Source organism: Campylobacter geochelonis (assembly GCF_013201685.1).
GTDB lineage: Bacteria > Campylobacterota > Campylobacteria > Campylobacterales > Campylobacteraceae > Campylobacter_B > Campylobacter_B geochelonis.
The window spans coordinates 748,467-769,890 of sequence record NZ_CP053844.1 but is presented as its reverse complement, the minus strand read 5'-3'; the positions used below and the strand labels follow the sequence as shown (position 1 = coordinate 769,890).

The 21,424-nt window shown below is 34.8% G+C and carries 24 protein-coding genes; 8 read left to right on the top strand and 16 right to left on the bottom strand.

The genetic code is table 11. From position 1 onward, the window contains the following. From CGEO_RS03580 to CGEO_RS03530, 11 genes are all read right to left on the bottom strand, one after another. Positions 1–525 carry a lipocalin family protein gene (locus tag CGEO_RS03580; RefSeq protein WP_075493370.1) on the bottom strand — a complete coding sequence of 175 codons (525 nt, stop codon included), beginning with the start codon at positions 523–525 and terminating at the stop codon, positions 1–3. Then, positions 491–1,195 carry a 23S rRNA (cytidine-2'-O)-methyltransferase TlyA gene (gene tlyA / locus CGEO_RS03575; protein ID WP_075493371.1) on the bottom strand — a complete coding sequence of 235 codons (705 nt, stop codon included), beginning with the start codon at positions 1,193–1,195 and terminating at the stop codon, positions 491–493. Before tlyA ends, CGEO_RS03580 begins: the two co-directional genes overlap by 35 nt. After that, entirely contained in the window at positions 1,192–3,129 is a 1,938-nt protein-coding gene (gene ligA / locus CGEO_RS03570; RefSeq protein ID WP_075540110.1) for an NAD-dependent DNA ligase LigA, read from the bottom strand. The genes tlyA and ligA overlap by 4 nt, the downstream gene beginning before the upstream one ends. Further along, on the bottom strand, positions 3,129–4,265 hold the full coding sequence (gene folP, locus CGEO_RS03565) for a dihydropteroate synthase (RefSeq protein WP_075493373.1): 1,137 nt from the start codon (positions 4,263–4,265) through the stop codon (positions 3,129–3,131). Before folP ends, ligA begins: the two co-directional genes overlap by 1 nt. Next, positions 4,262–4,879, bottom strand: a complete 618-nt coding sequence (locus tag CGEO_RS03560) for a DNA polymerase III subunit delta' (RefSeq protein ID WP_075540109.1) — start codon at positions 4,877–4,879, stop codon at positions 4,262–4,264. The genes folP and CGEO_RS03560 overlap by 4 nt, the downstream gene beginning before the upstream one ends. Then, positions 4,876–5,418, bottom strand: coding sequence for a HobA family DNA replication regulator (locus CGEO_RS03555; RefSeq protein ID WP_075493375.1), 543 nt, complete (start codon positions 5,416–5,418; stop codon positions 4,876–4,878). Before CGEO_RS03555 ends, CGEO_RS03560 begins: the two co-directional genes overlap by 4 nt. Then, entirely contained in the window at positions 5,418–6,617 is a 1,200-nt protein-coding gene (locus tag CGEO_RS03550; RefSeq protein ID WP_075493376.1) for an aspartate kinase, read from the bottom strand. The genes CGEO_RS03555 and CGEO_RS03550 overlap by 1 nt, the downstream gene beginning before the upstream one ends. After that, a complete protein-coding gene (locus CGEO_RS03545; protein WP_075493377.1) occupies positions 6,617–7,081 on the bottom strand; it encodes an RNA pyrophosphohydrolase in 465 nt (154 codons plus the stop codon). Before CGEO_RS03545 ends, CGEO_RS03550 begins: the two co-directional genes overlap by 1 nt. Positions 7,082–7,560: 479 nt before the next feature. Further along, complete coding sequence (locus CGEO_RS03540) at positions 7,561–7,791, bottom strand: hypothetical protein (protein WP_172658069.1); 231 nt, start codon at positions 7,789–7,791, stop codon at positions 7,561–7,563. Further along, positions 7,791–8,006: a hypothetical protein gene (locus tag CGEO_RS03535; protein ID WP_172658068.1), complete on the bottom strand. Its 216-nt coding sequence runs from the start codon at positions 8,004–8,006 to the stop codon at positions 7,791–7,793. Before CGEO_RS03535 ends, CGEO_RS03540 begins: the two co-directional genes overlap by 1 nt. Continuing rightward, entirely contained in the window at positions 8,006–8,944 is a 939-nt protein-coding gene (locus CGEO_RS03530; protein WP_075540108.1) for a Dyp-type peroxidase, read from the bottom strand. The genes CGEO_RS03535 and CGEO_RS03530 overlap by 1 nt, the downstream gene beginning before the upstream one ends. Positions 8,945–9,240: 296 nt before the next feature. Between CGEO_RS03530 and hemW the strand changes: the two genes are divergently transcribed. The 4 genes from hemW to queA are packed head-to-tail and all read left to right on the top strand — an operon-like array spanning position 9,241 to position 12,592. Continuing rightward, positions 9,241–10,299 carry a radical SAM family heme chaperone HemW gene (gene hemW, locus CGEO_RS03525; protein WP_075540107.1) on the top strand — a complete coding sequence of 353 codons (1,059 nt, stop codon included), beginning with the start codon at positions 9,241–9,243 and terminating at the stop codon, positions 10,297–10,299. A gap of 59 nt (positions 10,300–10,358) precedes the next feature. Continuing rightward, positions 10,359–10,841, top strand: coding sequence for a Sec-independent protein translocase protein TatB (gene tatB, locus CGEO_RS03520; protein ID WP_075540106.1), 483 nt, complete (start codon positions 10,359–10,361; stop codon positions 10,839–10,841). After that, positions 10,834–11,583 carry a twin-arginine translocase subunit TatC gene (gene tatC, locus CGEO_RS03515; protein ID WP_075531557.1) on the top strand — a complete coding sequence of 250 codons (750 nt, stop codon included), beginning with the start codon at positions 10,834–10,836 and terminating at the stop codon, positions 11,581–11,583. Before tatB ends, tatC begins: the two co-directional genes overlap by 8 nt. Then, positions 11,576–12,592 carry a tRNA preQ1(34) S-adenosylmethionine ribosyltransferase-isomerase QueA gene (queA, locus tag CGEO_RS03510; RefSeq protein ID WP_172658146.1) on the top strand — a complete coding sequence of 339 codons (1,017 nt, stop codon included), beginning with the start codon at positions 11,576–11,578 and terminating at the stop codon, positions 12,590–12,592. The genes tatC and queA overlap by 8 nt, the downstream gene beginning before the upstream one ends. A 902-nt stretch (positions 12,593–13,494) precedes the next feature. Here queA and rpsR read toward each other — a convergent pair. The 5 genes from rpsR to CGEO_RS03485 form a co-directional block, all read right to left on the bottom strand. Further along, a complete protein-coding gene (gene rpsR, locus CGEO_RS03505; protein ID WP_075493383.1) occupies positions 13,495–13,755 on the bottom strand; it encodes a 30S ribosomal protein S18 in 261 nt (86 codons plus the stop codon). A 23-nt stretch (positions 13,756–13,778) separates the two neighbouring features. Then, entirely contained in the window at positions 13,779–14,318 is a 540-nt protein-coding gene (locus CGEO_RS03500; protein WP_075493384.1) for a single-stranded DNA-binding protein, read from the bottom strand. 26 nt (positions 14,319–14,344) lie between these two features. After that, positions 14,345–14,758, bottom strand: a complete 414-nt coding sequence (gene rpsF, locus CGEO_RS03495) for a 30S ribosomal protein S6 (protein ID WP_075493385.1) — start codon at positions 14,756–14,758, stop codon at positions 14,345–14,347. Positions 14,759–14,857: 99 nt separating this feature from the next. After that, a complete protein-coding gene (locus CGEO_RS03490; RefSeq protein ID WP_075540104.1) occupies positions 14,858–15,844 on the bottom strand; it encodes a DNA polymerase III subunit delta in 987 nt (328 codons plus the stop codon). Beyond that, the gene (locus CGEO_RS03485) at positions 15,837–17,765 is read right to left on the bottom strand and encodes an RNB domain-containing ribonuclease (RefSeq protein ID WP_075540103.1); all 1,929 of its coding nucleotides are present in this window, start codon (positions 17,763–17,765) and stop codon (positions 15,837–15,839) included. The genes CGEO_RS03490 and CGEO_RS03485 overlap by 8 nt, the downstream gene beginning before the upstream one ends. Positions 17,766–17,865: 100 nt before the next feature. Here CGEO_RS03485 and ilvC point away from each other — a divergent pair, with 100 nt between their 5' ends. The 4 genes from ilvC to ruvX are packed head-to-tail and all read left to right on the top strand — an operon-like array spanning position 17,866 to position 21,157. Next, a complete protein-coding gene (ilvC, locus tag CGEO_RS03480; protein WP_075493388.1) occupies positions 17,866–18,888 on the top strand; it encodes a ketol-acid reductoisomerase in 1,023 nt (340 codons plus the stop codon). 14 nt (positions 18,889–18,902) lie between these two features. Further along, on the top strand, positions 18,903–19,979 hold the full coding sequence (locus CGEO_RS03475; protein WP_075540102.1) for a divergent polysaccharide deacetylase family protein: 1,077 nt from the start codon (positions 18,903–18,905) through the stop codon (positions 19,977–19,979). Further along, entirely contained in the window at positions 19,963–20,736 is a 774-nt protein-coding gene (gene dprA, locus CGEO_RS03470; RefSeq protein WP_075540101.1) for a DNA-processing protein DprA, read from the top strand. Before CGEO_RS03475 ends, dprA begins: the two co-directional genes overlap by 17 nt. Positions 20,737–20,773: 37 nt before the next feature. Beyond that, positions 20,774–21,157: a Holliday junction resolvase RuvX gene (ruvX, locus tag CGEO_RS03465; protein WP_075493391.1), complete on the top strand. Its 384-nt coding sequence runs from the start codon at positions 20,774–20,776 to the stop codon at positions 21,155–21,157. The last annotated feature ends 267 nt before the right edge of the window (positions 21,158–21,424 follow it).

Sequence of the window (21,424 nt, the reverse complement as noted above, 5' to 3'; positions counted from 1 at the left end):
TTAGTTTTGTCTTATCCAAATGATTTTATTTATATCATATCCGTTGTTTTTAGCATAGTCTAAATAAAGCGCCTTAACAAGCTCTGAGATGGTTTTTGTGCGAGATATTATCCACATTTCATCACTTTCGCCAAAAATCATAGCATATCTGTAAGCGTCTAGTTTTACGATATTATACGGCTTATAAACAGGTCCAAAAACTTGTATTTGAAGTGCTGCGGTTTTTCTATCGTCGCTAAATTTAGCACTACTTTGAAGCTTTTTAAAGCCCTCATCAGCCTTTTGCCCTCTTACAACTATCTTAATTTCTTGTGGCGTTTCTATCGAGTAGTTTATCGTGGTGTTTTTTAGCACTTCGCCATCTTTTTGAATTTTTGCTATCTCATACCATGTGCCACTAAATTTATAGATATCAAAGTCTTTTATGACAGCTGGCGTATTTGGGCTAGTTTTAGCACAACCAGCGATAAAGATTAAAAGTAAAAAAAGACTAAAAAGCTTTTTTAAATAGATAAAAATACTCACTATTTCCCTCTTTTCCTTTGATTTGCGACTCTTGTTTTTCTTGGATTAAAAGCCCTAAACTTGCACACTTAAGCTCAAATTTAGCCATAGCGCGCTCTATAGCTTTTTTATCAACCACAACGCCACTTTTGTTTCTCTTTGCCTCTTTTCCTACTTCAAACTGCGGTTTAAAAAGTAAAATCATATGCTCTTTAAACAAAGGTTCTATATAAGATAGGATTAAATTTAGCGAGATAAAACTTACATCACAAGTTACGATATCAAACTGGCTTTGGTTTTTAAACTCGCGTATATCGGTATTTTCTAGCACTTTTACGCGAGTGTCGTTTCTTAAATTTTCATCAAGCTGCATACTTCCAACATCAAGCGCTACAACGCTTTTAGCGCCATTTTCAAGTAAAATCTGCACAAAACCGCCAGTTGAACTTCCTATATCAAGCGCAGTTTTACCACTAATTTCAAGCCCAACATTTTGCAAAAAACCTTTTAGCTTAAGAGCGGCTCTACTTACATAAATTTCATCAGTTGCTAAAACTTCCCCGCCTAAAATCTCAGAACTTGCCTTATCTAAAACCTCTCCATCAAGCAAAATTTTGCCATCTTTTATCATCTGACTAGCTTTGTTTCTGCTTATATTTAGGGCATTTGCCACAAACATATCAGCTCTCATAGCATCGCTTTGTATTCATCTTCATTTATCGTTTTTACCCCTAATTCTCGCGCTTTTTCAAGCTTGCTTCCAGCCTCATCGCCATATAGTACAAAATCTGTCTTTTTTGAAACAGAGCCTGAAACTTTTGCTCCAGCCCTTAAAAGCTCATCTTTAAACTCATCTCGTGAGCGAGATAATGTGCCAGTTATCACAACTGTTTTACCACTAAATGTGTTTTGGCTTATCTCTTTTTTTATAAAAACCGGCTTTATAACTTCTAAAAGCTCTTTTATAGCGCTAGCATTTATATCACAAAATTCTCTAAAACTTAACGCCATTTTTTCGCCAAAACCCTCTAGCTTTGCCACTTCTTCAAAATTTGCATTAAACCACTCATCGCCAAAACTCTCGCTGATTTTTCTAGCTGCGACTTCTCCGATATGTTCAATCCCCAAAGAGGCGATAAAGCGCTCAAGTGGCGCATTTTTAGAAGCATTTATCGCATTTAATAAATTTGAGATTTTTCTATCTTTAAAACCCTCAAGTCCAACCAAATCCTCGCTTTTAAGATGATAAATGTCTATAATTTTAGCTATTTTTTTGTTGTTAAAAAGCAAAGTTATAATCGCATCCCCTAGCCCATCGATATTCATACATTTTTTAGAAGCAAAATATATAATCGAGTTTATAACTCTTGCCGCACAACTTAAGTTTTGACACTTTATAAACACATCTTCATCAAGCAGATGAGTCCCACAAACCGGACAAGTGCTAGGTCTTGCTATCTTCGTTTCGCTGCCATTTCTACGCTCTTTATAAACACTAGTGATTTTTGGAATCACATCGCCACTTCGTATAATGCTAACAAAATCACCCCTCATAAGCCCAAGTCTTTCAATCTCATCAAAGTTATGAAGCGTTGCATTTTTAACAACAGCACCATCGATATGAACTGGTTCAAGCACGCCAACGGGCGTTACCACACCACTTCTACCAACTTGCAACGCAACATCAAGTAGCTTTGTCACCTTTTCAACTGCTGGGAATTTATACGCCACCATAAATTTAGGAAATTTAACCGTATAACCAAGCTTTTGGCACTGGCTTAGTAAATTTAGCCTAATCACCATCCCATCCATTAAAAACGGCTTTTCATCACGCCTTGATAAAAGTGTCTTATACGCTGTTCTAATCTCATCAAGATTTTTTGCAACTACGCAAAAATCATCGCTTAAAAAACCAAGATTTCGCACAAATTTCATCACTTCAAAATGCGTTGTAAACCCTAAGCTATTCTCCCCTACATCCCACGCCATAAACTGAAGTCTTCGTTTTGCAACGACTGCGCTATCAAGCTGTCTAAGACTTCCTGCTGCAGCATTTCGTGGATTTGCCAAAGGTACTTCGCCACTATTTGCTCTCTCATCGTTTAACGCGTTAAAATCGCTTTTTGAGATTAAAACCTCTCCTCTAATCTCGATTTTACCAAGATATGAAATTTGAAGTGGAATACTTTTTATAACCTTTGCATTTTGCGTAACATCTTCGCCAACCACGCCATCGCCTCTAGTTGCAGCGCTTTGCAAAACTCCATTTTCATAAAGCAAGTTTAAACTAGCCCCATCAAATTTAGGCTCACAAAACAGCTCGAAGCCATTTTTTTCACCACGATTTAGCCATGATATCAGCTCATCATCGCTAAAAATATCCTCCATCGACCACATTTTTTTAATATGCGCAAGTTTTACAAAACCATCACTTATCGCGCCACCGATTTTTTGTGTTGGCGAATAGCTTAAAATTTTATCTTCATTAGCCTCTTCATATCTTAAAACTTCATGATAAAGTGCGTCGTATTCGGCATCTGTTGCAACTGGAGAATCTTTTGTGTAGTAGGCGTTTGCCCATAAATTTAGCGTTTCAACCGCATTTTTATACTCATCAAAACTCATCACCAAACTCCTAACTCGCTGACTGCTAAATGCATATCAAACATCTGTTTATGCTCGAACACATCGTGTGTACGTATAATACTAGCGCCATTTTCATATGATTTTAGATGCAAATATAAACTTCCAGCTAAACGATCTTTTACAATTGAAGGCGAGTAGGCATTTATCACGCTTTTTCTACTTGCCCCTACAAGAAGCGGTAAGCCAAAATGTAAAAAATGCTCTAAATGCTTGATTAAAAAAAGGTTTTGCTCTGCCGTTTTTCCAAAACCGATGCCAACATCAAGCACAACGTCTACAAGATTAAATTTATATATCTTTTCAAGTGCATCTTGAAAAAAGCTATCTATCTCGCCTATAACATCATCATAGTGCGGCTCTTGTTGCATAGTTTGAGGATCTCCTTGCATATGCATCAAACAATACTGCGCGTTGTATTTAGCGCCAAGTTCACATAAACTTAGATTTGCCGAAATATCATTTATCATCTTAAAGCCGTGATTTAGCGCGTATTCAAGGCAGTATTCATCAAAGCTATCAAGGCTAAATTTAGCCTTTTTATCTAAATTTAAGCGGTAAATTTCAGCCACGATATCTTTTATGCGTCTAAATTCTTCCTCTCGCCCACAATACTTGCTTCCTGGTCTACTTGAAACGCCACCGATATCGATATAGCTAGCACCTGCTTGAATTTGCTCTTCTATTTTAGAGATTGCATTTGACATATTAACACGACTTTGGGCGTTAAAACTATCTTCGTTTATATTTACCACGCCCATAATCTCTGGTTTTTTAGCTTTTATAAAATTTAGTTTTAAAAAATTTGCTAAATTTTTAAGCCCAAAGTCTTGCAAAAGCTCTTTTTTAGCTAAAATTTGAACTTGCTTATCATTTGCCACTAAAAGCGCGTTTGTCTGCTCTTTTCCTAAAATCACACCATCATTACACACTAGTTCAGCGCCTATGCTAAGTGCATCTTGCTTTAAGATATTTGCAGCTGCAGCTTTTATATCTTTGATGTAAAAAAAGTTTAAATTTGCCTTTTTTTCCATGATATTTTTGCCAGTAATTTGAGGTTTAATATCATCGCAAATCGCGTTAAAATCAGTATCGCTGTTAATCTTAAATATTTTCAAATTTTCTCTCCTATCATCAGTAAAAGTGGCGTTAAAACAACTCTTGCTTTAGCATTTAAACTTGCTAAAATCATAAGTTTTTTAATATGCTCAAGCTCATTTTTATCAAATTTAATACCGCTTTCAAGAGCCTCTTTAAAGATAGAAGATATCATATTTTTTAGTTCATTTTTTCCAAATTCACCACTTTTTTCAAGAGCCATTTTTTCATCTATAAATTTATCAATCGCCTTTAAATCTAGCTTTTTAAAATCCAGCCCACTTGGCTCTTGCGCTCTTGGTTTTAGCCTATTTTCTACTAAAAGACGCGAACGAATCGTTGGTAAAAATGAATTTTTTGATGAACTAATAAGTATAAATCTTATATTTTTAGGCGGCTCTTCAAGTAACAAAAGCAACGAATTTTGCGCTTCTATGCCAAATTTGTTTCCTATTAAAACTATGGTTTTTAGGCTATTTTCTGCTATATAAGCCTCTTTAGCAGCAGCTTTTGCATCATCAAGCAAAATATCACTGTTTTGAAAAAACTTAACACTATTTATCCCACACTCTAAAACCAGCTCATCTTTTAATGCCTCATAGTCGTTTGTAAGGATGATTTTACTACCACTCAAAGAATAACCTCATCGAACAAAGCAGCACTTATACTACTATCAAATAACCCAAAAAGTTGTATCATTTTAATATCTAAATTTTCATCTTTTTCATCTAAGAAAAAGCTATTTTCGGTATGCTCGCCGATTATCCACATATAGCTATTTGGACTATTTTTAGCAATCTGCGCAAAAATAGAGTTTCCCTTTCCAACATAAAAAAAGATAAACCCAGCAGGAAAGGATAAATTTAGCATATCAACTAAAAGTTCAATCCCCTCTTTTGTGTTTATCTGATCTAAATTTGGAAAAAGCGATTTAAGGGCAAAAAAGGGCAAAAGTGGTCTTTCGTTGCCTTTTTTGTTAATTTTTCTTAAAAAATACTCCTCAAACCACCTTCTTTCATCATCACAAAAAAATATAAAAGAGCTTCCTTCTAACAGAAATTTTATCTTAGAAGCTAAAAGAGGAGTCCACTCCTCTCTTCTATCTTCCATCCAAGTAGACATCAAAGGATCTTTTCTTATCCTATCTAAGCTCCATTTATACAAGTCTATCATTATTTATATAACTCATATGCATCGTGTAAAACTCTAACAGCAAGCTCGCCGTATTTTGCCTCTACGATAACTGAAATTCTTATCTCACTTGTTGAAATCATCTGGATATTAATACCCTCTTTTGCAAGTGTAGAAAATGCCAAGCTAGCGATACCGCTGTGCGATTTCATACCGATTCCTACGATTGAAACTTTGACTATATCACTATCGCTTTCAACGCTAAAGTTATCACCTAAATCCTTAAGCGCATCAAGTGCTTTATGAAGCTCGTTTTGAGGAACTGTAAAGCCTAAATTTGCATTTCCATCATGACCTACATTTTGGATAATCATATCGACATTTATCTCTTTATCGGATAATTCTTTAAATATTTTAGCCGCAACGCCTGGTTTGTCATCTACATTTCTTACTGTAACTCTTGCTTGATTTTTATCAAGTGCAATTCCGCTGATAATCGCGCCTTCCATCTTTTTCTCTCCTGTTATAAGTGTTCCTTCGTTGTTGTTAAAACTGCTTTTTGTAACCAAATTTATATTAAGTTTTTTAGCTAACTCAACCGATCTGTTTTGTAAAACTTTAGCTCCTAAACTAGCAAGCTCTAGCATCTCATCATAGCTGATTTTATCGAGCTTTTTAGCTTTTGGCTCGATTCTTGGATCTGTTGTATAAACGCCATCAACATCGGTGTAAATTTCGCACACATCCGCATTTAACGCACCAGCTATAGCAACCGCACTTAAGTCACTTCCGCCACGACCTAAAGTTGTAACATCGCCAAATTCGTTAATCCCTTGAAAACCAGCTACAACTACGACTTTTCCCTCTTTAAGCGCATCTTGCATAGGTTTTGGATCTATATGCTCAATCTTTGCTTTAGTGTGAAAATTATCAGTTAGCATTCCAGCTTGTCTACCGCTAAATGCGATTGCAGGGCAACCAAGCTCGATTAGAGCAATGGCTAAAAGTGAGCTTGTAACTCGCTCTCCAGCGCTTAAAAGCATATCCATCTCTCTAGCGTTAGGATTTTTACTAAAGTGTTCTGCAAATTCTATGAGCTTATTTGTCTCGCCACTCATAGCAGAAACTACGACAACTAGGGCGTTGCCTTCATCTTTTTTTGCTTTGACGCGCTGCGCAACCGAATCGATTCTCTCCAAAGTTCCAACGCTTGTTCCGCCGTATTTTTGAACTATCAACATTAAATATATCCCTCTTTTCGAAAATATTTTAAAACCGTGCTATAAACACCTTTTTTAAAGTGTCTAACATTTTTTACAACTTCGTCAGCTTGAACAAATTTATACTCATCAAACTCTGGCAGTTTTGTGCATAAATTTATACTCGCACCGCTTTTAAGACGAACCAAAAAATAGCGCTGAATTTGCCCATCATAAGGTTTCATCTTCTCTAAAACAGTTTCAGGAAAATCATAACTAAGCCACTGAGGATACTCAGTTATAATCTCCACCTCATTAGTCCCAATCTCCTCTTTAAGCTCTCTAAAAAGAGCCATTTTAGGAGTTTCGCCGCTGTCTATTCCACCTTGAGGAAACTGCCACGCTCCTTTTATATCAGATCTTTGCCCTAAAAAAATCCGACAATCAAATGGATAAGTTGGCGAAAGGACTATAGCTGCAACATTTGGTCTGTAGTTTTTTTCCATATGTTATTCCAAAAATTTTTACAAGATATTAACTAAAAAGGGTTTAAATTCAGATAAACGAAGAAAAATTTATCCGAATTTATTCTAAATTTGTGATAAATTAATATTTTAAAAATGCTTTGCTATTTTCTTAAAGATTTAGTTAAAAATTTGCATTTATTTTTGTAAGCTAAATTTGTTTAAATTTTGCCTATAAATTTTCTTTAGTCTAATCTCAACTATCTCTTTTTTGTATCAAAAGCTAGGCAAAGTAGTTTTGCGAAAGTAAAAGCGGTGCTAAATAAAAAAGCTTCTAATATTTTATAGCATTATTCTACTTATAAGCCAAACTTTACCACATCTTGCAACCAAAATTACGAGCAAAGCAAAACAAAGTATAAAAGTATAAAATAACTTCGCCTCTTTATAATCTTAACTTTTATAAAAACAAAACATTTTTTAAAATTTACACACAAACCAAAAACTTATATAAGTCTTACTTACAAGCGGTTTTCAAGTTTATCAAATACTTCGGCGACATCATTTATCTGCAAACAACGCTTCTGTTTACAGCTACGAGCGAAGCGAAGTAGAAAGCCATCAAAGGCTTTTATACAACTTCGTTGTCCGCAAGCGGTTCGCTTCTGTTTACAGCTACGAGCGAAGCGAAGTAGAAAGCCATCAAAGGCTTTTATACAACTTCGTTGTCCGCAAGCGGTTCGCAAAGCCATCAAAGGCTTTGATACAACTTCGTTGTCCGCAAGCTCTGTTCGCTTCTGTTTACAGCTACGAGCGAAGCGAAGTAGAAAGCCATCAAAGGCTTTGATACAACTTCGTTGTCCGCAAGCTCTGTTCGCTTCTGTTTACAGCTACGAGCGAAGCGAAGTAGAAAGCCATCAAAGGCTTTGATACAACTTCGTTGTCCGCAAGCGGTTCGCAAAGCCATCAAAGGCTTTGCTCATCCAAAAAGTCAAATGTTGGTACGTAAAAAAGTGTTCCAGTAACTGGAGTTGAAATTTCTAAAAGCAAGTCTGTGTTGCCAACAGGTTCGCCAACAAACATATTTTCAAGCATTTTTTTAGTTGTTGAAAAATGCCTTGCATAGCCTATGAAATATGTCCCAAACTCGCCTTTAGCTGGATTTGCAAATGGCATATTTGCTCTTATAATTTTTAGCTCATTTCCATCTTCATCTTCGATATTTGTAACGGCGTTATGGGCATTTGCTGGTTTAGTCTCATCATCAAGCTCAACATCATCAAATTTTCTTCTGCCTATTGTTTTTTCTTGCTCTTCTACGCTCATTGCATTCCATTTTTTCATATCATGGATATATTTTTGCACAAAAGCGTAGCTTCCACCAGCAAATTTTGCATCCTCTTCGCCAATCACAGCAAATGAGTCCTTATCAAAATCAGGATTTTCAGTACCATCTACAAAACCGACAATCGCCCTTCCATCAAAGTATCTAAACCCACCAACCTCATCTTCGCAAACAACCGCACCATCAAGTTGTTCCATGATATTTGTGCTAAGCTCAAAGATACACGCCTCTTTTTTAGCTCTTAAATGGAAAAATAAATCACCTGGAGTTGAAACAGCTTCAAATCTTTTGCCCTTTATCGGCTCAAAAACCTTTAGCTCTTTTGGAGTGCCAATGTCTGGAAAAAGGCGTTTAAAAGCATTAGCGCCAAAACCCATAACGCCAGAAACCTCTAAATCAGGATATCTGTTTCTCATACTTCTAACTAAGGCTGAAAAATTGCTTGTAAGATTTTTTACCTTTTCATCTGAATCTTTGCTATCATTTATACTCAAAACCATAAATTTAGCATGCTCGCCTGGAGCGCTTGTAACTGCTTGAGTGTTAAAACCGTGTTTCATAAACTTCTCCTAATATTAAATTTTTATAATTATACATCTACTTTAGGAAAATTTTATCTTAACATTGTCTAAATTTAGTTAAATTTGTTAAGAATTTTGACTAATATTTATTAAAAAATATAGACAAAAGCAGATTTATTACCTTTTACTAAATTAGCAAGAGTTTATTTCCGCTGCTAATTTATACAAGCTATTTTTTGTGGTTTAAATTTATTTTCATAATATGAGCAAATTTAAGCTTGAATTTAACTAAATTTGCTAAATTAAACGATTAAATTTAACCCAAAAGAGATGACTTGCATATCTACATTCATATACCTTTTTGCACTTCTAAATGCCCATATTGCGCCTTTGGTTCGCATACCGATAAATTTAATCTTGTAAAAAAATACTTTCAAGCTTTACATTTTGAAATAAAAGATTTTTTAGAAAAAAATAGTGGCGAAATTTCAACTCTTTTTATAGGTGGCGGGACTCCAAGCTCAGTAAATTCGCACTTTTACGCTGAAATTTTTAACCTTTTAAAACCACATTTTTCAAGCCAGTATGAAGCGACAACAGAAGCAAACCCAAACTCAGCAACTCTAGCGTGGCTAGAGGCGATACGCGAGTTTGGCATAAACAGAGTTAGCTTTGGAGCGCAAAGTTTTAACGAGCAAAAGCTTAAATTTCTAGGTAGAAATCACAGCGCAAAAGACACATTTAACGCTGTTAAAAATGCCAAAATAGCAGGGTTTGATAACATAAATATAGATTTGATTTACTCGACTAAATTTGATACAAAAGCCATGCTTGAGTTTGAACTTGAAAATATCGCAAAACTTAGTGTCCCACACATCAGCGCCTACTCTTTAACACTAGAAGAAAACACGCCATTTTCTGGTAAAAAAAGTTATAAAAAAGATAGCATTCGGCTTGATGAGTTTTTGTTTTCGCATCTTTTAGAACTTGGATTTAACCAATATGAAATCTCAAATTTCTCTAAAAATAGCTTTTTATGCAAGCATAATCTTGCTTATTGGGAGCAAAAAAACTATGCTGGATTTGGCGCATATGCGGTTGGTTTTAAAGACTGCGCGCGATTTTACTCGCCAAAAAGCGTTGAAGCTTATATCAAAAATCCGCTTTTAAAAACCCGCGAGAGTATCGATAAAAATGCACTTAGATTTGAGCATATATTTTTAGGAGCTAGATGTAAAATCGGCATAAATGCTAAATTTTTAAATCAAAATGAACTAAAAAACGCACAAACTCTAGCGCAAAATGGTAAGTTAAAACTAGAAAACAGTATCTTTTATAACCCAAATTTTGCACTTGCTGATGAGATTGCGCTTTTTATAACAAGCCAAATTTAAAGCAAATTTCTGTAAAATTGCAAGGTTATTTTAAATTTTAAAAAAGTTAGGAAAAATAGATGTTTGGAATGAGCTTCCCAGAAATTTTAGTCATTGCTATCATCGCTGTTATCGCACTTGGACCAGAAAAACTACCAAAAGCGATGGTTGAGATAGCAAAATACTTCAAAATTATCAAAAAATCAGTCAACGACGCAAAGTCAAGCTTCGAGCAAGAAATTCGCATAGCAGAGCTTAAAGAAGATGCTAAAAAATACAAAGATTCTATGGCAAAAACTCAAGAAAATATCCGCAAAAAACTGACTTTTGAAGAGCTGGATGAGCTAAAAAATGGCATAAATTCAGTCAAATCCAGCGCAAATGAAACCCTTGAAGATATCAAAAAAGATTTAGGCGATTTAAAACCAAATTTAGCCAAACTAGATATCCAAATCGATGGAAAAACCGAAGAGATAACACCTCTTGATATGCCAAAAAGCCAAAAACCAGAAACAAAAGATGAAAAACCAACTTCGAATTTAAAGGAAAATGCAGATGTTTGAGGATATAAAACCACACCTTGTTGAGCTTAGAAAACGCCTTGTTATCTGCGTTTTGAGTGTGATAGTTGCATTTTTAATCTGCTTTAATTTTTGGGAAGCTATACTTGATTTTATGACTCAACCTTTGGTTAAAATTTTGCCAAAAGGCAGTGAGATTATATTTACTCAACTTGCTGAGGCGTTTTTTACTGCGATGAAGGTCTCGTTTTTCGCTGGACTTTTGATTTCTATGCCTATTATCTTTTGGCAATTTTGGCTATTTGTAGCACCTGGACTTTATGATAATGAGAAAAAATACGTTATTCCATTTGTCGTAAGCGCTTCAGTGATGTTTGCACTAGGAGCGGCTTTTTGCTACTATTTTGTTATCCCTGTTGCGTATGATTTTTTAATCAACTTTGGCGAAAAGCTTTTTACCGCTATGCCAAAAATCGGCGAGTATGTTGGGTTTTTTACAAAACTAATAGTCGCATTTGGTATTAGTTTTGAGCTTCCAGTTATCACCTTTTTCTTAGCTAAACTTGGCGTTATAAATGATAAAAGCTTGAGTGAATTTTTCCGTTATGCTATCGTTATTATCTTTGTTTTTGCTGCGATTATGACACCACCAGATGTTTTAAGCCAGTTTATGCTAGCTGTGCCATTGGTACTTTTATACGGAATTTCGATTTTAATCGCAAAAGCGGTAAATCCAGCAAAACCAGAAGAAAACAGCGACGAAGAAGATGATGAAGATGAGTGATATAAACTCACTATCAAGCTATGACTATGAACTTCCAGCTAGACTTATCGCAAACAAGCCAGTTTTACCAAAAGAGAGCGCAAAACTTTTGGTTTATGAACGAAAAAGCGGTGAGATTTCTCATCTTACATTTGGCGATTTAAGTAAAATTTTACCACCTTGCGATGTGGTATTTAACGATACAAAGGTTATAAAAGCGCGAATTTATGGTAAAAAAGAAAGCGGTGGTAAAATAGAACTGCTGCTAAACTCCCCACTTCAAGACGCTTTTAGCGCATTTATCAAAGGCAGAGTTAAGGTTGGCTCGGTTTTAGAATTTGATGAGGGCTTAAAAGCTATTGTTAAAGAGCTTTTGGATGATGGAAGTCGCGTGGTACAGTTTTTTGCAAATTCCAAAGCGCTTGACACAAGTGAAATTTATCAAATTTGTGAAAAAATCGGGCATGTACCACTTCCGCCATACATAAAACGCCAAGATAGCAAAGAAGATGAGAGTTGGTATCAAAGTATTTTTGCTAAAAACAATGGCGCAGTCGCTGCTCCAACGGCATCTTTGCACTTTAGCGATGAGATGATTTTAGAGTTAAAAAAGACTCACGATATCCACTATCTAACGCTTCATGTGGGCGCTGGGACATTTAAAGGTGTAGAAAATGATGATATCACAAAGCACACCATGCACTCTGAGTTTTATCATATACCACAAGATACAGCACACGTTTTAGACAGCGATACACCCATACTTGGCGTTGGGACAACTGTTACAAGGTGCGTTGAAAACTACGCAAGAGATGGGCGTTTAGATGGGGCTTGCAAGCTTTTTTTAAATTTAAATAACAAACCCATTAGACAAAATTACCTTTTAACAAATTTTCACTTGCCAAAATCGACACTTATAATGTTAGTTAGCGCTTTTATAGGGCTTGAAAAGACTATGGAAATTTATAAAATCGCTATAGAAAATAACTACAGATTTTACTCTTATGGCGATGGAATGCTGATAATCTAGCTGGTGCGATAAGCATTTTACATTTTTAAAAGGCTTAAAACAGATAAAATCTTTCTCGTATAAAGTGCATTTTGATAAAATTTTTGCTTGATAAGGAAACATTAAAATACTCAAGTAAATAGAAAAATCATATAAATTTTATCAACCACCTTTGCCTTATAGGCAAGCTTGCATATCGAAACAGCGCGAAAAATAGAATTAAAATATGATGAGAATTTTATCTAGTAGTTAAGTAGGAAGATATTTTTATCTTATATCAAATTTATTTTTTGATAAGCAGTTTTGTAAGAGGCGTTTTATATCAAACCAAATTTAACAATCACAGTAGGCGCTGTTTAACTATAGCATTTAAAATAAAGCTTTTGAAAAATTTGTGATAGTCTTTTGCTTGTTATAAAACTTATACTCAGATGAGTTAAACCCACTATAAAACCACTATAAAATAATAAATATTACTATGATAAAACCTTTCTTTATAAAGCAAAAATTTACAAATAAGTTTAAAGCTTAGACAAGGTTATTTTATATTAAAAATAGTTAAGCAAATATTATAAAAATAGTAGAAAATTTTAGCCGCATACAAACGCTTATATGCAAAAATGCATTTTTTACAAATTTGTTAAATTTTAGCATTTTAGCACCTTGCTAGGCTCTTTTATGGATTTAAAACATCTTAAATAAGCATTGAAAGTATTTTTTTAACACCAAATTTGACTTTTACAAGCATATTAAAGCAGTCTATGTTATAAAATGCTAAAAGATACAATGATAACAAATTTGTCATAACGTAAAAAAATTTCAGTCAATCATAAAAAGTCAAATTTGTTCTATTTGTGTGGTGTGAAATAAAAAAGCCTCGAACAAACCTAAATTTAGGCTCGTACGAGGCGTGGTTTTAGTAATTATAGAATCTCAAATGGATTAGCTACTACATCGTTTCTATCAACGATATATGGTATAAGAGCCGCTTGTCTTGCTCTTTTGATAGCTTTTTCAACCATCTCTTGGTATTTTTTGCTTGTGCCAGTTAAGCGTCTTGGCATAATTTTAAAACGCTCTGAAAGACAATATTTTAAAAGTTGAGTATCTTTATAGTCGATATACTCAATCTTAGCCTCTGTGTATCTGCAATATTTTCTAGCATATTTTCTTTTATCTGCCATAATTTTTCCTTATTTATATTTTTTTAAAATGGCAAAACATCGTCGCCATTATCGCCCATATCGGCATTTATATCATACTCTGGGACATCATTATTATAGTCATCGTTTGTATTTTTAGCTTGACTATTTTTATTAAAACTTTGGTTATCGTTTCTTGCTTGATTATACCCACTATTTTGCGCGTTATAAGGGCTACTTGCATTATCTCTACCTTGAGGTCTAGCAGATGGCGCATCAGAATTTCCACTTAACATCTGCATAGTCTCTACAACTACGCTATGTTTGCTTCTATTTTGACCGCTGTTATCTTGCCATTGATCAAGTTTTAGTCTTCCTTCGACTAAAATTCGACTACCTTTTTTTAGATATTGATTTGCAACTTCTGCTGTTCTTCCAAAAAAAGTAATATCTATAAAACAAACTTCTTCTTTCTTCTCACCACTTGCAGCTGTGTATTTTCTACTAGTTGCGATAGCTGTATTTCCGATAGCAGAGCCGTTGTTTGCGTATCGTACTTCTATATCTCTTGTTAGGTTTCCGACTAATATTACTTTGTTGAACATCTTTTATCCTTAATTATCGCTTAGAATTACTCTTGAGTCTCTTTACTCTCTTGCTCTTCTGGCTTTGGTGCAGGTCTTCTTGGCTCTCTCTCTTTTCTAGCTGGAGAAAGTTTGATGCCTTTGCTTAGCTTTTCCCAAGCTGCTACCTCAGTTTTGTTCTCATACTTAACTGTTAAAAATCTAATGATATCTTCGTTATATCTAATGTTTCTAACTAGCTCAGTAACAAGCGCAGGTGGTGCCATAAAATAAACAACGAAATAAACACCTCTTTCATACTTTTTGATTGAGTATGCAAGTTTGCGTGTTCCCATCTCTATAACAGAAACGACTTCTCCGCCATTTTTAGTTATAACTTCTTTAACGAAGTCAACTTTTGTTTTTACTTCATCTTCAGTCAGCGTTGGCTTAACGATGAATAAAACCTCGTAATGTTTCATGAATTCTCCTTGTGGTTTTGTAGCTCATAAGACAAAATGCCTATAAGCAAGGATTTGCAATAATGCAACTAACGATTATAGCTAAGCTTTACTTAAATTTTACTTTGTTTTTGCTATAACTCTTTGAAGTTCTAAAAGTCCAGCTAATAAAAAGTGAGTTTTATCTATCTGATTTTTAGTTTTTATATCAAATTCAAGACTATTTAAATGCAAAAAAATCTCTTTAAATCTTTTTGTGCTAAATTTAAGTGCTTGTTTTTGCAAAAGTGTTTGAACTTGCGGTGGTGGCGTGTATCCAAGCAGTTTTAAAAAATCAATCCTGCCATTTATCTTAATAAAACTATGAATCTTAAAAAGCCTAAAAAACGAGCCATAAATATAGTTTATAAAATCACTTTCACTATATGAGCCACTTTGTGTATAGATAAAAAAATCATCTCTGAAATCATCTAAATTTAGTATTTTGTTAAAAATATCTTCAAAACTCACCTCGCTTAGCCCAGATACCAGTGCTTTTACATTTTCCAAAGTTACTTCATAACCTAAATTTGCAAATTTTTCAAGCTCGCTAGCGGCTAAATTTAGGTTTTCGTTGTGAATTTTATAAATTTCTAAAAGCGCAGTTGAGTTAGCATAAATTTTTAACATTGTGCATTTTTTGTTAAGTAAATTTAGTGCTTCATTTGGCGTGGTTGGTTTAAAAAAGCGGACAAAATTTGTGCCAAACGCTTTGATAAAATCGTTACTTACCTTTGTTTCTGGAGTCTCTAAAATCTCATATAAAAAGAAATTTGCACTATCTTTTTTACACATTGAGATGAGTTGTTTTACCTCTTTTGTCGGTATATAGCGGTTGGTTTTGATATGAAGTAAATTTGAGTTTCCAAAAAGCGATGGCTCGAAAAAAAGCTTAGCCCGACTAAAATCATACTCATCATAATAAATCTGCTCAACCATATCAGCTTGATAAAAGTTTAAAATTTCTTTTGCATAAAGCTCGTTTTGAAACTCATCGCTACTTCGTAAAAGCAAGAAATTTGGCATTTTTTTACTAGCTAACAGCGTATCTAAATCCCTCTTATACATTTAGTTTTTTCACCACTCTTCCTATGATTTTTCCACTTACTATATCAGCTTCTAAAATTTCAACAAGCACCCTTGTTAGCACATCTGCTGTGTAGTTTATGATATAAATTCTAGCCCCTTTTATCTTATCATCAAGCTTTGCGGTTGTGATGTTTGAGTTTTCATCTATATAGCACTGAACTTTTTGCCCTATTCGCTCGCTCGCCCAACGCGCAAATTTCCTATCCATAAAGTCATATGCGACTTTATCAGCTTCTCTTTCAAGTTCATTTAAGCTAACACAAGTCTCTTCTATGTTTAAAAGCAGATAGTTAAAAAGCCTTTTATCATCTGCTAAATTTGCTTTTAAAAGACGATGCAAAATCAAGTCCGAATACCTTCTAATCGGACTTGTAAAGTGTGAATACTCACCAAATCCAAGCCCAAAATGCCCCTTTGGTAGCGTTGCATACTCGGCTTTTTTTTGCGCTTTGATGATAAGTTTATCTATCTCTTCGCGCATACCCATATCATCGGCGATTTTTTGAATTCCTTCAACCATTTTTGCGATATCTGGGTCAAATTTAGCATCTATTCCAAGTGCAAGCAGATCTTGAAGCAAGAAATCAACCTTTTTTAAATCAATCGCATCGTGATTTCTAAATATCCCCTTACTTATACGTTTTGCTGCTGCTTTGTTTGCCATAAGCATGCAATCTTCGATTAAATCATGCGATGGAGTTGAGACTTCAAATCTCGTGCTTTTTAAATTTCCACTCTCATCAAGACTCATTCTAAGCTCTTTTGTTCTAAAGTCAAAGCCTGTTTTTAACCTGATTTTTCGTAAATTTAAAGTTAGCTCTTCAACCGCTAAAAGCATATCTAAAAGCTTTTTATCAGCGTAACTTTTTGTACGTAAAATTTCATCTACTTCATCGTAGTTAAAGCGTTTTTTAGATCTTATAATCGCTTCAAAAAGCTCTTCTTTTGTAGCGTTAAAGTCCTTATCTATGGTGATTTTAAAAACAAATGCAAGTCTATCAACATCTGGTTTAAGAGAGCAGATATTTTCACTCAAGGCTCGTGGAAGCATAGGAATCGCCTTGTGTGGAAAATATATCGAAAATCCTCTGAATTTAGCCTCTTTATCTATAGCTGTGTAGGCGTTTACATACTCGCTAACATCGGCGATTGCTACATATAGCTCACATTTTTTTGCGTCATAATAAATCGCATCATCAAAGTCTTTTGCATCAACTGGATCAATAGTGCAAAACTCAAGCTCCCTTAAATCAATGCGATTTGGATATAAAGATCTATCAACGCTATCTCCAAAGCTTTTTGCTTCTTTTTCGCAAACATCGCTAAATTCGCTATTTTTGTTATAAATCGCAAGAGAAATTTTCTCATCTACCCAAACATCATCTAAATTTCCTAAAACTTCAACTATCTCATCTTTTTGGTTATTTATCTTTAAAAGAGTGCCAAGAGGCATCTGTTTAAGCGATTTTTGCGTTGCTTTTAAAGCATACGCTAAGCCACTTTTGACATTTACGCCTAAAATTTCTTTACCAAATTTTTTAGTATAAACAACGCTTGTTAGAAAAGCTGGTTTTAAGGTTAGCAAAATTTTACCTTTGTTTCTGCCTTTTTTGCCCTTAGTTAGCTTTGCTAAGACTATATCGCCAACTTTTGAGCTGTTTATATCTCTGTTTTCTACGATAATGTCATCTTTATATCTTTTATCGTATGCGTTTATGTAGCCCGTGCCATTTACGCTAATATCAAGCCGTCCACAGACAAATCCATCATTTAAAAAAGATAGTTTTTTTTTCTTAGACACAGCATTTAACATCTGCATATTTCTTAAAATCTCTTTTTCTTGCTGAGTTATAGAGCTTTCATCAACCCCGATAAGGAGGTTTTCTAAAAATGTTTTCAAAACTTACCTTTTTTTACTTTTAAATTTGACAAATTGCCTTTTTCAGAACTTTTTGAGTTCAATTTAAGTATAATACCCAAAATTTTTTTAAAGGATTGTTATGGCTATAACTGTGTATTACGATAAAGACTGCGATTTAAGTCTAATCAGAAGTAAAAAAGTTGCGATGATTGGTTTTGGTTCACAAGGTCACGCTCACGCTGAAAACTTAAGAGATAGTGGCGTTGAAGTTGTTGTCGGTCTTAAAAAAGGCGGTAGAAGCTGGGAAAAAGCTGAAGCAAAAGGCTTTAAAGTACTAAGCGTTGGCGATGCTGTAAAAGAGGCTGATGTGGTTATGATATTAACTCCTGATGAGCTTCAAAGCGACATTTTTGAAGCTGAAATTAAACCAAATTTAAAAGATGGAAGCGCTATTGCTTTTGGTCATGGCTTTAACATCCACTACGGACAAATCGTGCCACCAAAGGGCATTGACTGCATTATGATAGCTCCAAAAGCTCCTGGTCATACAGTTAGAAATGAATTTGTAAAAGGTGGCGGAATTCCTGATTTAATCGCTGTTTCACAAGATGCAAGCGGTCAAGCAAAAGAGATAGCACTTAGCTATGCAAGCGCGATTGGTGGTGGTAGAACTGGTATAATCGAAACAACTTTTAAAGATGAAACTGAAACGGATCTTTTTGGCGAGCAAGCAGTTCTTTGTGGTGGACTATGCGCACTTATAAATGCAGGATTTGAAACGCTAACCGAAGCTGGTTATGAGCCTGAAATGGCATACTTTGAGTGTCTACACGAGATGAAACTAATCGTTGATTTAATCTATCAAGGCGGCATGGCTGATATGCGTTACTCTATCTCAAACACAGCTGAATTTGGCGACTATGTAAGTGGTGGAAGAGTCGTTGACTGCGAGTCTAAAAAAGCTATGAAGGCGATTTTAAAAGAGATTCAAGATGGAACTTTCGCTAAAAACTTCATCTTAGAAAGAAAAGCTGGATATACAAAGATGAATGCCGAGCGAAAACTAGCAGAAGCAAGCTTGTTAAACAAAACAGGCGAAAAACTTCGCGGTATGATGCCATGGATAAATGATGGCAAACTAGTAAATAAAGATAAAAACTAAGCAACCGAGTAAATTTGGCTACTAAAAAGAGTTCAAGAGGGCGCAAAAAAAAGCGCCCCAACTATCTTAAATTTATCATCATCGCTTTATTTTGTTTTGGTGCAGGTGCGCTAACTTACGCTACGCTTGATTACTTTTTTATAAAAGATAAAGTTGTAGTAAAAAGTGAAATTGCGCACGAGCTACAAAAAAAAGTAGAGAAAAAAGCAGTACCCAAAAAAGATAAAAGCGCAGAAAAAAAACATGATAAAAGTGCAGAAAAAACTGAAGAAAACAAGCCTGCAATGGTGGTTTTATCAGATGAGAATTTAACACATGCTCTTGCGGATTTAAATCTAAGTTTTGATGAAAAAAAAGATGTAAAAACAGAAGAGAAATCTCAAGAAACCGAAGTGTATAAGCCTTCACACAATATCATAAAACAGCCATCTAGATTTTCTAAAGCAAAACTTGCCATTATCATAGATGATATGGCAGATAAAGAGCATGTAGATGGGCTAAGAAGCGTTGGACTAAAGCTCACGCCATCTTTTTTTCCACCTAGCAAGGACTTTGCGCACACTCCAAATTTAGCTTTGAAATTTGAGTTTTATATGGTGCATTTGCCGCTAGAAGCGATTTCGCATAAAGATCGCTTAAAAACACTAAGCACAAAAGATAACTATGAAACTATAGAAAAAGCCATCAAAGCCGTTCGCCACGACTTTCCAAGAGCTAAATTTATAAACAACCACACCGGAAGCAAATTTACTTCAAATCTAGCCTCATCAAAAATGCTTTTACAAGCGCTTAAAAAATATGACTTTTTATTTGTTGATTCAAAAACCATCGCCTCTACTAAAATGCGAACCGCAACCCAACAAGAGGGCTTTAGATATATCTACAGAGATGTTTTTTTAGACAACAAAAACGATAGAAACTATATAAGAAAAGAGCTTAAAAAAGCTGTTGAAATAGCCAAAAAAAGAGGCTATGCTATAGCCATCGGACACCCTAAAAAGATAACTTTTAAAACACTAAAAACAAGCCAAGACATACTTAGCGATGTTGAAGTTGTATATATAAATGAGATTTATGAATACTATCGATGATATTTCGTTTTTAACCAAACTTAAAAAACCGCCTAAAAAGCTTTATTATAAAGGAAATTTAGAGCTTTTAAATATGCCAAAAGTTTCCATTGTCGGCTCAAGAAAGATGAGCGTGTATACTAAAAACTTAGTTTTATCACTCTCTAGCGCACTTGCAAAACGTGGAGTTTGTGTTGTAAGTGGGGCTGCTATTGGAGTTGATATCACAGCACACAACGCGGCGTATCCAAACACAATAGCCGTTTTTGGCAATGGACTTGATATCATATATCCAGCTTCAAATGCTAAAATAATTAGCCAAATTTATCAAAACTCACTAGCACTTAGCGAGTATGAGCCAGATACGCCAGCGATGGGCTTTAGGTTTTTAGAGCGAAACCGCATAGTCGTGGGGTTATCTCAAGCTTTAGTTGTAGCGCAAGCTGATTTTAGAAGCGGCTCGCTTCAAAGCGCAAGACTAGCACGCGAAATGGGCGTGCCGGTATATGTTTTGCCTCAACGCATAAATGAGAGCATGGGGACGAACGAGCTTTTGGGTAAAAATTTGGCAAATTTAATATACGATGTTGATGAATTTGCAAAGAATTTTAGCCAAATCGACCAAGCGAGCCAGATAAATGAAGATAATGAAGTGGTAAAATTTATCAAAGAAAATGATAGCTTTGATGAAGTTTATGCTAATTTTGGCGATTTAATTTACGAATATGAACTTGATGGTAAGGTAGAAATTCTAGGCACGAAGGTCGTGATAAAATGAATATTTTAGCGATAACGCAACTTAAATTAGGCAAATTATGATAGTGGCTATCGATATAGGACTTAAGCGCATAGGCGTTGCTATCGGTTATGAAAACGGCGTTGTAATGCCACAAAATGCAATCTTACGTAAAAATCGCAACCAAGCAGCGACTGCTGTGGACGCTGTTTTAAGCGAATTTGGCGCTAACAAGCTAGTTGTTGGCGTGCCACTTGGTGGAAGTAGCGAGGGCGAGATGAGACGACGCGTGGAGCATTTTGTAGGGCTTCTTGAGTTTGGTGGCGAAGTTTGCTATATAGATGAGAGCTTTTCTAGTGTTGAAGCTGGCGAGTTTGGCGTGGCAAATCACAAGAAAAAAGATGGCAAGCTTGATAGTTTGGCTGCTATGGTGATTTTAAAAAGATATCTTGGGGTTTTGTGAAATTTAAGCGATGTCCTCATATATAAAATTTGCGGTTTTAAAAAAGTTTTAAATATCATTGATATTTTTTGCAAAACTCAAGTATTATGCTCATGGTTTTTTACAACTTTTACTTACATTAGCAATTTTTTTTAAAAATTAGTGTTATTTATATTTATAAGATATAAAATCGCGGTTAAACTATAATACATAGCAACAATACATAGTGGCTTTTTGAAATATAAATTTTATTTATTTATGTAATAATTTAAAAAGCTTTTGTTTGTG